This window comes from Acidobacteriota bacterium, assembly GCA_016715115.1.
In the GTDB taxonomy this organism is placed as follows: Bacteria; Acidobacteriota; Blastocatellia; order Pyrinomonadales; family Pyrinomonadaceae; genus JAFDVJ01.
In genome coordinates this window covers 1-13,263 of the sequence record JADKBM010000009.1, presented here as the reverse complement: position 1 = coordinate 13,263, position 13,263 = coordinate 1, and the positions used below count along the sequence as shown (strand labels likewise).

Here is a 13,263-nt window from a genome sequence, read left to right as displayed (position 1 = left end):
CATGCTGCTGCTCGCTTCTACCTCGGACAAGATTCAGGTCGTCACGGACTCGGCGATTACCGTCGATGCTCATGCGTCCTACGTCGATTTGAACGGCACGACGACCACGCCGGGGCGGAAGAACACGCCGATTACCACCGCGACGACGACCGATGTGGTGGCATCACCAAGCGCAAGCACCTACCGCACGGTCAAGACGCTGACGGTGCGGAACCGCCACGCTACGACATCAGTAGGCGTCAAGGTTGTGCTGACCGACGGCACCAATGCGATGGAGTTGGTGCAGGCGACGATTCCTGCCGGCGACACCCTGCATTACCACGAAGGTGCAGGCTTCAGCATGACCGACGCAACTGGGCGCATTCACCACATTACCGACTTCGGTTCGCCCGCGGTCAATGCGATGAATCTGGTTGTCCTCGCTTCGGATGTGGTGAATAACAACGCGGTGGCGAACACGATCGCCGATGTCACGGGCCTGTCGTTCGCGGTCACGGCCGGACAGACCTACCAGTTCGAATTCCTGATTCCATACACCTCGGCGGCGACGACGACGGGATCGCGTTGGACCATCAACGGCCCGGCTTCGCCGACGATGCTCAACTACACCAGCCAATACACGCTGACCGCCACGTCGATGACGACCAACTACGCGACCGCCTACGACATCCCTGCGGCGTCGAATGCCACCTCGCTGACCGCCGGCAACGTGGCGCGGATTGCTGGCGTGATCAAGCCGAGCAGCAACGGGACCGTTATTGCCCGCTTCGCCTCCGAGGTCACGGTCTCTGCTGTTACGGCCAAGGCTGGCGCGCTGCTGAAGTGGGTGCGCACGCTCTGAGGTAAGCCATGCTGCTGTTCGACCAAAACGCGAATCCGCTGCGCTGGTTCGCGCCCGAGGTCGATGCTGTCGGCTGGTTCGACGCAGAGTTTGCCGAAGAGGAAAGCGGGGCGATTCAAGGCGCGGTTGCTAGTCTGGCGACGGCGACCTTACTGGACTCTCTCGCTGCGAGCCAGACACAGGTTGCCGTGATTGCTGCGTTGGTCTGTGATGCGGCGCTATCCGCCCCGTCTGGCACACAGGCACAACTTGCCGCGGTTTCCAATGCGGCCAGTGCAACGCAATCAAGCACGCCAGCCGCCACGCAATCGCAATCTGCATTGGTGGCAGGGGCCTCGACTGTCTCTGCACTGTCAGGCACGGCGGCAACACAGATTCATGTCGGCGTTGTGTCAGGGCTGGTGACGGCAACCGGACTCAGCGAGCCGGACACCGGCGGCGGCGCGATTTCCGCAGCCGTATCGAACATGACGATTTCGGCTGGGTTATCTACGGTTGCCTGTGGCCGGCAATCGCTTGTAAGCAACGTATTCAGACGACGCTACGGTAGGCGCGCGGCGCAGAAATGGGCGGAAATGATGACTAATAGGATGCGCCGATGATCGATACGGAACAAGAGTCGCCAGGCCGCACGGAACAGAAGAATATCGAACGATTTGCGGCGCTGTCTGCGATCGTGCGTGAAAAGCGTGACGAGGCGATCAAGTACAGGCAACAGTCCGGTGTCGAAGAAGAATGGGCGCTCGCCGAGGAGCAATACGAAGGCATCGACGACGCCAACCGCGGCACCAGCAATGCCGCCACACGCAAGCCGACGTCGATGTCTGGTGGGTTGTTGAAAAACTCAGACAGCAAGGACGTCCGATCAACGCTGCTGCTCAACATCACCTATCCCTACACAAATTCAGCGACGGCCCGCATTGCCGACATGCTGCTGCCTCAAGACGAGTTGAACTACGGGGTTGAGCCGACCCCGATTCCTGAACTCGATGCCGCGCAAGACAATACAAGCCCTCTGCTCGATGACTACGGACAGCCGATGATGCGCGGTCCGGATGAGGAAGAAACCGCGCGGGAATGCAGGGCCAGGTGCAAATGACCGTTGCCGATGCTGCGAAACAAGCACTCGCGAAGGCCAAGGATGCCGCCAAAGCGGCAGAGCAACAAATCAACGATTGGCATACCGAGAGTGGATTCGTTTCCGAACAGCGCAAGATGATAAAGATGTCCGGCAAGCTTGGCGTCGGGGTATTGAAAGGGCCGTTTCCGGTAAAGCGCAAAGCCGCAAAAGTCGTCATGTCGGAGATGGGCGCGCAGTTGCAGATCAGCGTCAAGGTTGCGCCGGCCTCGAAATGCATCAGTCCGTGGAACCTCTATCCCGACCCGGCCTGCGGCGACAACATTCACAATGGGTCGTTCATCGTCGAGCACGATGAGATTACCCGCAAACAACTGCGTGACTTGAAAGGTGTAGATTACATCGACCCCGAGATTGATGCCTGTTTAGAAGAAGGTCCGCAGGCATGGTCCTCGACAGACTCGACGAGCGGCCGGCGTGATGGAATAAACGACAAGTCACTCTACGACATCTGGTACTTCTACGGCGACGTTAAGCGTTCCGACCTAGATGCGGCACGGACGCTGCACCATGCCACGGATGATGAGGTTGATAGCGACAGCGAGGAAGGAAAGGAACAGCCTGACGGCGACGATTACGCCTATGTTCAGATCACATTGGTTAACAACCGCGTCGTTAAGGTCATCGAAAATCCGCTGGATTCCGGAGAATTCCCATACGACGTGTTCCCTTGGTCGGAGCGGGCGAACTCATGGACAGGTTACGGCCTGCCACACCAGATTCGCGCGGCGCAGAAAATCGTCACGGCAGCAACCCGGCTGATGCTCAACAACGCCAGGCTGAGCGCGGCGTTGCTTCTCGGCATCAAGCGGGGAGTGATCAATCCAATGGATGGGTCGTGGGACATTAACGGCGACAAGATTTTTGAACTAGATGAAGCCGCGGACGCCCAGTCTATCCGCGACGCAATGCATGTGTTCGACATACCTAGCAAGCAGGTAGAATTACAAAACATCGTCTATTTCGGCCTCAAAGTTGCGGAAGACACAACCGGACAGCCGATGCTAATGCAGGGGCAGATGGGGCAGGCGCCAGATACCGTAGGCGGCATGGAGATTCTTTCCAACAACGCTGGTGTCGTCCCGCGCGACAAGGCGCGAACCTTCGACGAATCTATTATCGAGCCGCATATCAATCGTTACTACGAATTTCTGATGATGTACTCGGACAACGACAAGGCCAAGGGTGACTTCCAGATCAAGGCGCGCGGCTCCGCAGTTCTTGTGGAGCGGGCGTTGCAGTCGCAAGCCATCCTGCAGATGGGCGCTCTGGTGCAGCAGGAGCGCAATCCATTCCGCGTATCTCCGGACAAGTGGTTCGCAGAGATGGCGCGATCGCAGCGCCTCGACCCAAGCAAGTTCCTGTATGACGACGAGGAATGGAAGAAGATCAGCGAGCAGCCTGGCACCATCCGCTCCGCAGATCGAAGCGGCGAAGATTTCGCGCGCAGGTCGATACCCGGAAGATCAAGGCCGATACGGATCGCGATACCCAGTACGTTCAGGCGGAGACCGATCGCACCCAGCGCGAGCACGAAAGCTCGCATGGCCGAGTTGAGCCTCGCTAGAACTGGCACAGCTAGATTACGCTTCGCGCCACCAGATGACGCTAGATGACGTGAAAGCCAAGCTGACGATGAAGTCGATGGATATAGTTGCAATGAAGGAACTCTCGGCAATTGGCGCGCCGGCAAATAGGTTGCCCAAGCCGCCTGTCGAGCCTCGTGGGCGAGCTCCTAGAGGACAGTCGTTTCAGCGATGAATCTTAACCTCACTGAGAAGAGCAGCAAACCGACGATGCAACCCAAGAAGCCCAAGCCGAGGAACCGGCCGCTACCGAGCCACCGGACCCGATTAAAGAATTCGAGGCAAGCATCAATCAACGGTTTTCCGACCATAACGAACAAGTGTTCGGCAAGGTCGGGCGCATGTTGAGAAGCGCGACGCGAAACTGAAGGACGACATCAAGAAGGAACTGCTGGCTTCGATTCAGTCGCAAGCCCCGGAACTTTCCGACGACGACCTGAAGGAAGCGATGGCGGACTTCGATGAACTCGGGGTGTCCGAAATCGGCGGAGCTGTCGGCAAGGCGCTGAAGAAGGTCATGTCGCGACGCACTGCAACCCCATCTGAACCGGCACAGCCGGCATTCGATGCCGAATCACTGAAGTCAGACTTTGATGCGCGCGTCACTGAGCGCGTCGAACAAGTCAGACGGGAAATGGCAATCGAAAGGCTGACTGAGTTGCGCGAGGACTGGGAAGTGCGGAATAGCGCCGGCTTCAAGCAGTGGTTTGTCATACAACCGGCCGACTACCAGCAACGTATCAATAGCTCGTGGAAACCCGGCGACGTGATTTCGGCGATCAACGCCTATGAGGCTCACGTCAAGAAAGCAACATCCAAGAAACAAGACAACACGAAACGGCTCGACGCTGCCATTACACCGACCAAGTCTGGTGGGGTGGCGCTGCCAACCATGTCCGTGCTCGACGCAATGGAGTACGGGCTGAAAAACCCAAATTAGGAGTTAGATCATGGCAACAGGAATTCAAGTTTTTCGACGCCGGAACAGCGCCGAGGCATTGTATTGGGGCAGATTCTTGCTCACGCTATGCCCAAGGAATGTCTCTCGAAGGTCGGCGAGCACTATGAGATGCCGACGAATGAGGGGGACACGATCAAGATGCGTCAGTATCTGCCGTATGGGGCAACTGTCACCAATCCGAATCAGTTTTTCGCCCACGGCACAGGGGATCGCGGCAATGCGCTTGCGCAAGCGCACATGACGCAAGAAGGTGTTACGCCGCCGCCCGACTCGCTCGACAAGCGTGACGTCACGGTCGTTCTGAACCAGTACGACATTCTCTATGGCCATACCGACAAGACGGCGCTGCTCTACGAGGATGACATTCCGAAGCACCAGAAGAAGCAGGTCGGCGAGCGGATGACCCTGGTCAGGGAGATGGTCCGTTACGGGGCGACGCGCGCATCGACAAACCAATTCTACGGCGGCTCCGGCAGTTCGCGCGGCACCGTGGCCGGACCCATTACCTTGGGCCTGTTGCGTTCTATGAAACGCGCGCTGCGCGCCGACCATGCAGAGCCGGTCAACTCGATTCTGCAATCTTCGGTTAAGTTTGGCACCGTTTCCGTCGACGAGGCATACAACATCTATGGGCACACCAGCCTAGAAGCCGATGCGTCCAATCTGCCGGGGTGGAAGTGGGTGAGGGACTACGGGGATATTTCCAAGGCGCTGCCTGGCGAAGTCGGTTCCTGCGAAGGCTTCCGCTTCATTCTGCGGCCGGAATTCGTGCCGTATGAGGATGCTGGCGCCGCGATTGGTTCGACGGGTTGCGTATCGACATCCGGCACATTGATCGACGTGTATCCGCTGATCGTGACCGGCGAAAACTCTTGGGGAGATGTTTCTCTGAGAGGCAATTCGTTCGACTATACCAATATCGCTGTCGGCACCAAGTCCTCGGCGGACCCGTTCGGTCAGCGTGGTTATGTCGGCGCGATCTGGTGGGATGCTGCGGTTGTGACTAACAACGGCTGGATTGCGATCTGCAACGTCGGCATCTCGACGCTGTCGGCCTAAGGAGATTCTCATGGCTGCTGAAAAGCTTGCTCCACGCATCTCCGCGATGTCCAACTTAAACGATAAGAAGGAATTGCGCCCTGTGCTTGAGGCCATGATCAATGGCATCCGCGCCGTGTTAGCGATTCTCGACGCAGACGCCGGAGTTACCGCAACGAATACGGTGGCGACGTTCGACGCCGCCATCACCAAGACATAAGGAGTCATCATGCTGAACCAACAAAGCTTCACTGGCAACATGTGCATTGGAAAGGCCGGTCTTGCCGCCGGCACTACCACGACGCTTACCAGCGCCAACGCCATCACCTACTCGATCAACAGCGTTGCTTACGCCAAGGCGATCACTTCCAACGAGGCTACGCCGACCACAGATATCGTGACGGGGGCAGCCTTCGTGGCAATTCCGGTCGGTTCTGGCGCTGTATTCACCATCGGCCGCGATTCGGCGGGTGCGCTGAAGGTGGCGCAGAGCAAGATCGTGGTGCTCGACAGCGACGAGGACTTCCCGGCCGCCCCGCCGCAACTGGCCCGCCTGCCGAATAGCTACACCACGATCGGCTACGTCAGTGTCAAGGTCGGTACAAGTGGCGCGGCATGGACGTTCGGCGCAAGCAACCTCGCCGGCCCGCCGACGGACGTTGACATCGACTATCAGGATGTCGTGTTCGCGCGGTCCACCCCCTGGGCGCCGACCTAATCGCAAAAGCAACAGACGCTTTAACCCTCGCGGGCGCCTTCGGGTGCCCGCATTCTTTTGGAGATTCAGTATGGCTCGTATCAAACGATCTTATGACGCAGGTGGAATGCAAATCGGGCAGGATGGGGAAACCGTAATCCCTGCGTTCGAGGATCCCGCCCCTATTGAGGTTGAGCCGGTCGACGGCCCGCGTAACAAGAAGTGGCTGGACGACATGGCGATGATGGAGGAATTCGTCACGATTCAGATTGACCCAGAAGAAAACGAATGGGCGGAAAACCCTGTTCAGGCCCCGTGTCAGGGGCGGTCCGTGTGGATCATGCGCGGGATTCCGACCATCATCAAGCGCAAGTACCTGGAGTCGTTGTTGCGGGCGAAGCCGATCTCCATGCGCACCAAGATTACCCCAGCGACCGCGACAGCCAACCCGGTCAATAGCGTCGTGAGGCGTACCGGATTGAAGTATCCGATCCATGTGATCGAGGACAGCAACCCCAACGGCTCGGCGTGGTTCCGCCAGGTTATCAACGAGGGCTGACATGTCCGCCATGTCATTCCTGCAACTCGCCCAGCGACTGCGCGAGAAGTGCCGAATCTCCGGCACGGGGCCGTCATCTGTTATCGGACAGACGGGAGAGATGCTGCGGGTGGTCAATTGGATCAATGACGCCTGGATCGACATTCAGGAGTCTCGACCAAATTGGAAATGGATGCAGGGCGACGTGATCTTCAATACCGTCGTCCAGCAGGCCACTTACACTCCAGCCCAATGCAGTGCCAGTGACATGGCTTCATGGGACTTCTCGCAGAGCTGGCGCATCTATTCTGGTTCGGCAGAAAACGAACAGTTCCTCGATGTCATTCCATATTCCGGTTGGCGCGACACGTACATGTTTGGCTCGATGCGTACCTCCTACAGCAAGCCGGTCGCTGTTGCTGAAACCCCTAGCGGTGGGCTGGCGTTTGGGCAGATACCAGACGCTATTTACACGGTGGATGGAAAGTATTTCAAGGAGCCGTCGGCCTTGGTAAATAACGCCGATACGCCTGGAATGCCTGATAGGTTCCATATGATGATCGTTTATCGGGCGATGATGTTCTATGCGTCGAGCGAAATTGCGCCGGAAGTCTATCAGGAAGGTCTGCAGGAATTCCGTCGCATGATGTCCAGACTCGAGCGCGACCAACTGTACCCGATCACCATCAGCGGGACGCTCGCCTGATGCGGGCACAAATGGTCCCCGTCAGGGTAGATACTCAGCACTTCTCGCTGGCCGGTGGGCTTGACATGGTGTCCGCTGCCACCTTGATAAAGCCCGGTTTTGTGCTCAGTTCGCAGAACTACGAGATAGACTCGGTGAAAGGCGGTTATCGCCGGCCGCATGGCTATGAGCGTTACGACGGACAACCAGCTCCGAGTGATGCCTCGTATTGGCTGCTCATGGTCGATATCACTGGTACGGTGGCAGTCCGGCAATACCACCTACAGGGGCAACGTCGGCCGCAACCGGAAAGGTCTTGCAGGTCAACGGCGGAAGTCTTGTTCTAGGCCGGGTGACGGGAGTGTTCGCTCAGGGAGAGAGCTTCACGATTGCCGCTGTAGTGCAAGGATCTATCATCTCGGCTGCGGTGGAATCTGGCGCATCTTCTGTCGAAGACGACGCTGCGTATCGAGGATTAGCGGCCGATGATCGAAGAGCCGATATTCTGCCACCGCCGGGTAGCGGACCAATCCGCGGGGTGTGGCTGTATCGAGACGTTGTCTATGCCTTCCGCGACAACGCCGACGGGACGGCTTGTAACCTGTGGAAGAAATCGGCCTCTGGTTGGGTACAAGTGCCATTCCTCTACGAGGTCACCTTCTCGGCGGGAGGTGGCGCTACTCCAGCCGATGGCGCCACGCTGACTCAAGGTGGGGTCACGGCTACGATACGCAGAGTGGTTCGGCGGACCGGGGCATGGGGAGGTACGGCAGCCGGAACCTTCGTCATTTCCGCCCCAAGTGGCGGGAACTTCGCCGCAGGGGCCGCCACGGCAACAGGCGGGGTAACGATTACCTTGGCCGGAATCCAGACCGCGATCACCCGCCCGCCAGGCGGGCGCTACGAGTTCGTTAATCACAACTTCACCGGATCGACGGACACACTTCGAGTTTATGGCTGTGATGGGGTGGGAACGGCTTTCGAGTTCGACGGGACATATATTGCCCCTATCCACACCGGCATGGCAACGGACACCCCGAGTCACGTCGCCGCCCACAAGGGGCATTTGTTCCTGTCCTTCCGCGGCTCGCTGCAACACTCGTCGATTGGGTTTCCGCTTGAGTGGAGTCCTGTCACCGGAGCGAACGAGTTGGGGATTGGCGACGACATCACTGATCTATTGCCACAGCCGGGCGATGCCGGCGGCGGCGCGATGTCGATATTTTCGGTCAATAGCACCCATGTTCTGTACGGGTCGAGCGCGGCCGACTGGCAACTGGCGCTCCCTATACCGCCGAGTTCATCGGATCGGCTTTCGCCCTGTCTCAACGGGGAATCCAACAGATTGCAGCAACCTCGAATTTCGGCGATTTTCAGTATGCCGCCGTCAGCGGAATAATTCAGCCACTCATCAATCGCTTGCAAGGAACGGCAACAGAGTCTGCGGTACTCAAGGAGCGTAATCAATACAGGCTGTTCTTCTCTGACAATACGATTCTGGCCGTGACCGTTCTTGGAGGAAAGCCAGTCGGAATAATGCAACTGGACTACGGAATACCTGTGCGCTGTTATGTCGCCGGCAACAATAGCGACGGGCGGGAATACGCCTATTTCTGCTCTGACGACGGATTCGTCTATCGCGACTTGGTGGGCACGTCCTTCGATGGCGATTCTATCGAATCATGGCTGAGGCTGCCATTCAATCATTTCAACTCGCCAGAGCATACTAAGACATTCAAGAAGGCCGTGCTTGACGTGGTATCGGACGGACCCGCGTCGGTCCAGGTGACGTATGAGATGGGGGCGGGATCGGTGGAAGTCGATGCCGGGTCAGCCACCGATGTCCCGATCTATGGAGCCGGGGGGATATTGGGACGAGTTCATCTGGGACGAATTCACCTGGGATGGGCCGACCGTCAATCGGCTGGAAGTATCGCTCGACGGGACGGAAACTTCGCTTTCGATGATGTTCTACGGCAACAGCGCGACTCATCAGTCGTTTTCCATACAAAACATCGCATTCCACTACATTGTCCGCCGACTCAAAAGGTAGCCATGTCAAACGACTTTTTTAATTACGACGGCACAACACCGCCAGCCCATACCCGTGGCTTATCGTCGGCAATCCGGGCCATCTACGCAGCCATCATGACGGCATTCGACAAGATGCCTGACATGACAGGCAACGCCGACGAATTAGTCGTTATCAACAGTACAGCAACTGGGCTGACATCGATGTCGGCGTCTAGTCTGATCCTGGCCGCCACCCTGCCCGCGCAGACCGGCAATGCCGGGAAAGTTATAACGACCGACGGCTCCGAGGCGTCAGGACAGAAACCCTGTCTAAAGTGCAGAACGGCGCGACCGATTTTGGGATATCGAACACTGATAGCGGCGGCGCGGCATTTGCTACCAACACATTGACCACGACGGCCGGAACCTCGTCACCAGGGCGGGAAGCATCTCGTCAGCCTACGGGGCATCGCTGATGTGGATCGGAACGGCAGGACCATTGACGATCGGCACATCCGGGCCGTCGGATGTCGCTATCACGGCAGGCAATACCGTCCGGACCGTCTACGCCTACGCCACGGGGGCGCAGACCCATACCGTCACGCCATCTGCCGGCGGGTGGGTGAGTAAGATCGTTGCAAATCACAACAGCCATCAACAATTGAGAGTCGAGAACGAAAACGCCGGATCTTCGGCGGTTTCTGCAGTCCGGGTGCTTAGTAATGCCGGAATGATGGCTCTTGAGGCGTCTTCTACTGCGGCGGGCGGGTATGGGGCAAGCACATGGGTTGGGGCTGGGAAAGCCGTATTCGGCACCCAGAGCGGCGGCGGGGAGTGCGAGCTATGGACCAACGGCGTTGCGCGCGTTGTTGCTTCAGATTCCTCTGTCAATCTGGCGACAGGCCACGGCAGTCTGTTTATCAGCGGACTGCGGACGATATCTATCGTTGTGATCGGCAACAACGTGACTGGGGCAAGTGTTTATTCCCCTGTGGCCCACGGCCATACGCGAGCGCCGGATATCATGATCCCATACGGAATTCTCAACGGGGCGACACAGGGTTACACCGCTGGGGATAAGGCAGCCGTGTTGCTAAACACCGTCGGGACGCGGGCCAATGGAACTAACGTCTGGTGCCTCCAGCAGACTACGCCGCAAATCTTCCACGCCTCGACCGGGGCAGGCACAACGGTTAGCGCGGGCGATCTATCCATGCGCATAACATGCATCTGGCTCTAAGGAAACGACATGGCAAATGTAAGCTATACCGCCGAACAACTGATGCCCAAGCCGGTCACGTCAGCAGTGCCCAAGTCCGACCCGACCAAGGTCGATCCGACCAAAGCCGTCGCCGAGAAATGGACGGTCGACGACAATCAACTGGTCGAGAAACGCTTGCCGGGGCTTCTGTCGTCTGATAATCCGATCGTTCAGATGGGACAGACGAAAGGACTGCAACAGGCAAATGCTAGAGGATTGCTCAACTCTAGCATGGCAGCCGAATCGGGGGCGAAAGCCGCCTACGATTACGCTATGCCGATTGCTACGCAGGACGCTTCGACCTACGCCAATTCCGCACGGGAAAATGCCAACCTAGGAACCGGGGTCAGCCAGGCCAACGCGCAACTTGAAACGTCGAAACAAGTTGCTGCCGGAAACAATGCGGCCCAACTGGCCGCTGCGGGAATCTCCGCGAACAGCGCGCAGACTATCGCCAAACTCAATAGCGATACGCAGATTAAGTTGCAGAAGATGGACGCCGGAGAGCAAGCAGATTATGCAAACCTCGACATTGGCAAATTCTACTTTCACCGGCGGAACCAACCTCTTGGCGCAAATCGCCGCTGACGTGAATATGGACGCCGAGAAAGCAGAAGATTTCCGACAACATCATTCAGACGATGGGAACCTCTATCAAAGGTTATCTCATCGATCAACCATCGGCATCGGCAATCTGCTGAACTTCGGATGACATTCGCACTAGCATGGGCTACAGCAGGGGGGCAGGCAGGCCCAAGAGACCGCCACGTACGGACTCGGGCCAGGGCGCGAATCTGACTGATCTGATATCCCTGCTTCCGCAATCCACTAGAACGGCATTACTCGCTGATAAGGATTACCAGTCCAAAATTGCGCCTGGGTCGTATCGCGAGCAAATGAACTTGAACATGGGCGACCAATTCGATTCATCTGGCTTGTCGGACCCTGACAAGTGGTGGTCGGCTCGATGGGAACCAAGAGGGTATTTCAGTCAGACGAATTCTCCGACACAGACCGATGGGCGCCCGGAGCGATGCAAGCGGCACTCAAGAACGTGACCTACGACCCGGGGAGGTATTCTGTACGACGTCAGGATGTCGATCCGTATTGGATTCCAGAAGAGGTCTCGTTAATGGATAGCCCCAGTTCCGGGCCTGATCGTCGGGGCGGCAACCGGCGGCATTGGCAGTGGGATCGGCGCAGCAATTGGGTCGGGTGTGGCCGGGCAAGCTATCGCAAGCGGCGCCTCTTCCGCCATGCAAGGTGGGTCTGGCAAGGATATCTTGGTCAGCGCCGCGGCCGGCGGTTGGGTAGCGCAGCGGGCGGTAACGGGAAAAGCAACGGCGGACGCGCTGAAAGGGTCTGTCTCAACATCATTGGCAACACAGTTGGAAAGGCCGAGCGCGGCAGTTGGCGCGGGGACGGCTAACGCAATCCGGGGCTGTCGGCGGGGCGGGTCTTTTGCGGATGTCCTGCAGTCCGCGCTCTGGTCGGCCGGTGCGGCTGGTGCTGGCTCTGCCGTCAATGCGGGCGTGAGCGAGGTAGCCGGGTCGGAGACAGCTGGAAAGATTGCCGGATCGGTCACAAGCGGGCTGATCAATTCCGCCAAGCCAACTCGGGAATCGCAAAAATTCGCGTCAATCACGCAGAATGCGGAGACAACGATGACATCGGCATCAGGCAAGAAGCCTGCGTCGGTTTCCGACCTCTCGTGGGGTTGGTTGTCCTATCCACGCTAAGACACAAGAGAAAGATAATGGCTGAATGGGAAACCAATACCACCTGGTGACGGGCTGATCGATCAGCCGTCCGACACGGCAGAATGGACCAATAATGCCATCTACCCGGCAGGGACCGGCGAGTCCGATCTGGCTGTGGCGCAAACAGAGTCTATCGACTATTCATCGATTGCCCAAAGCCTCGGCCTCGGCCTTGTGGATACCTTCCCGCCGAATCCTCGACACGACGTCGGCGCGACTTCTCAAACGGTTGGGTCAGGCGACAACGTGACAGTTGCGGGAGGAACGAAAGCCTTGGGGCGTGATGTTATGAAGAACGCCTTCAAGTCCATCTCCGAGACACTTGGGTAAAGATTCTCAAGGCGCGTTGCCGGGATGGGGCAAGCTCTATACGTGAAGGGCAAGGAACCGGACATCCTCAAGCAGAACGCCGACACCTCGCGCATGAACGCGGACCTTGCCAAAACCAAAGACAAACGCGCGGCCGAATTCGCGAAGAATCTCGAATGGCGCATGGGCCTGATGGGAGCAAAGAAATGATGCAGCGCATCTAAATCCCCGCGCAACCGCCTCGCGGTTTTCTTCGCAAGAAGGTGGAAAACTCCTCCTCAAGATGGTGAATCTTCCACCTAACACCCCGCAGATGGACCCTGCCTTGAAGGAAGCCGTCTTGAAAGTCGTCATGAAAATTATGTACGCGCTGCAAACCTGCGAGACGCTGGTGCATCTAGCCTGAGCCAAGATCAGCCGATCGCCGATGTCGTTG

15 protein-coding genes are annotated in these 13,263 nt (G+C 57.9%); all 15 read left to right on the top strand.

From position 1 onward, the window contains the following. Position 1 precedes the first annotated feature (1 nt). Positions 2-841: a hypothetical protein gene (locus IPN69_08530; protein ID MBK8810760.1), complete on the top strand. Its 840-nt coding sequence runs from the start codon at positions 2-4 to the stop codon at positions 839-841. An 8-nt stretch (positions 842-849) separates the two neighbouring features. After that, a complete protein-coding gene (locus IPN69_08525; GenBank protein ID MBK8810759.1) occupies positions 850-1,443 on the top strand; it encodes a hypothetical protein in 594 nt (197 codons plus the stop codon). Next, positions 1,440-1,940 (top strand): hypothetical protein, encoded by a 501-nt coding sequence (locus IPN69_08520; protein ID MBK8810758.1) that lies wholly within the window; start codon positions 1,440-1,442, stop codon positions 1,938-1,940. Before IPN69_08525 ends, IPN69_08520 begins: the two co-directional genes overlap by 4 nt. Then, complete coding sequence (locus IPN69_08515) at positions 1,919-3,595, top strand: hypothetical protein (protein MBK8810757.1); 1,677 nt, start codon at positions 1,919-1,921, stop codon at positions 3,593-3,595. Before IPN69_08520 ends, IPN69_08515 begins: the two co-directional genes overlap by 22 nt. A gap of 418 nt (positions 3,596-4,013) precedes the next feature. Then, on the top strand, positions 4,014-4,505 hold the full coding sequence (locus IPN69_08510; GenBank protein ID MBK8810756.1) for a hypothetical protein: 492 nt from the start codon (positions 4,014-4,016) through the stop codon (positions 4,503-4,505). 87 nt (positions 4,506-4,592) lie between these two features. Then, entirely contained in the window at positions 4,593-5,585 is a 993-nt protein-coding gene (locus IPN69_08505; GenBank protein MBK8810755.1) for a N4-gp56 family major capsid protein, read from the top strand. A gap of 10 nt (positions 5,586-5,595) precedes the next feature. After that, on the top strand, positions 5,596-5,784 hold the full coding sequence (locus IPN69_08500; protein MBK8810754.1) for a hypothetical protein: 189 nt from the start codon (positions 5,596-5,598) through the stop codon (positions 5,782-5,784). 9 nt (positions 5,785-5,793) lie between these two features. After that, entirely contained in the window at positions 5,794-6,282 is a 489-nt protein-coding gene (locus IPN69_08495; protein ID MBK8810753.1) for a hypothetical protein, read from the top strand. Positions 6,283-6,352: 70 nt separating this feature from the next. After that, a complete protein-coding gene (locus tag IPN69_08490; protein ID MBK8810752.1) occupies positions 6,353-6,820 on the top strand; it encodes a hypothetical protein in 468 nt (155 codons plus the stop codon). 1 nt (position 6,821) lies between these two features. Beyond that, entirely contained in the window at positions 6,822-7,505 is a 684-nt protein-coding gene (locus IPN69_08485) for a hypothetical protein (GenBank protein ID MBK8810751.1), read from the top strand. A 295-nt stretch (positions 7,506-7,800) separates the two neighbouring features. Beyond that, positions 7,801-8,883 carry a hypothetical protein gene (locus IPN69_08480; protein ID MBK8810750.1) on the top strand — a complete coding sequence of 361 codons (1,083 nt, stop codon included), beginning with the start codon at positions 7,801-7,803 and terminating at the stop codon, positions 8,881-8,883. Between the two features lie 137 nt (positions 8,884-9,020). Further along, positions 9,021-9,908 (top strand): hypothetical protein, encoded by an 888-nt coding sequence (locus IPN69_08475; GenBank protein MBK8810749.1) that lies wholly within the window; start codon positions 9,021-9,023, stop codon positions 9,906-9,908. Positions 9,909-9,996: 88 nt separating this feature from the next. Then, positions 9,997-10,737, top strand: coding sequence for a hypothetical protein (locus IPN69_08470; GenBank protein MBK8810748.1), 741 nt, complete (start codon positions 9,997-9,999; stop codon positions 10,735-10,737). A 9-nt stretch (positions 10,738-10,746) separates the two neighbouring features. Beyond that, the gene (locus tag IPN69_08465) at positions 10,747-11,346 is read left to right on the top strand and encodes a hypothetical protein (GenBank protein ID MBK8810747.1); all 600 of its coding nucleotides are present in this window, start codon (positions 10,747-10,749) and stop codon (positions 11,344-11,346) included. A gap of 1,544 nt (positions 11,347-12,890) precedes the next feature. Continuing rightward, positions 12,891-13,037 carry a hypothetical protein gene (locus IPN69_08460; protein MBK8810746.1) on the top strand — a complete coding sequence of 49 codons (147 nt, stop codon included), beginning with the start codon at positions 12,891-12,893 and terminating at the stop codon, positions 13,035-13,037. Positions 13,038-13,263 lie beyond the last annotated feature (226 nt).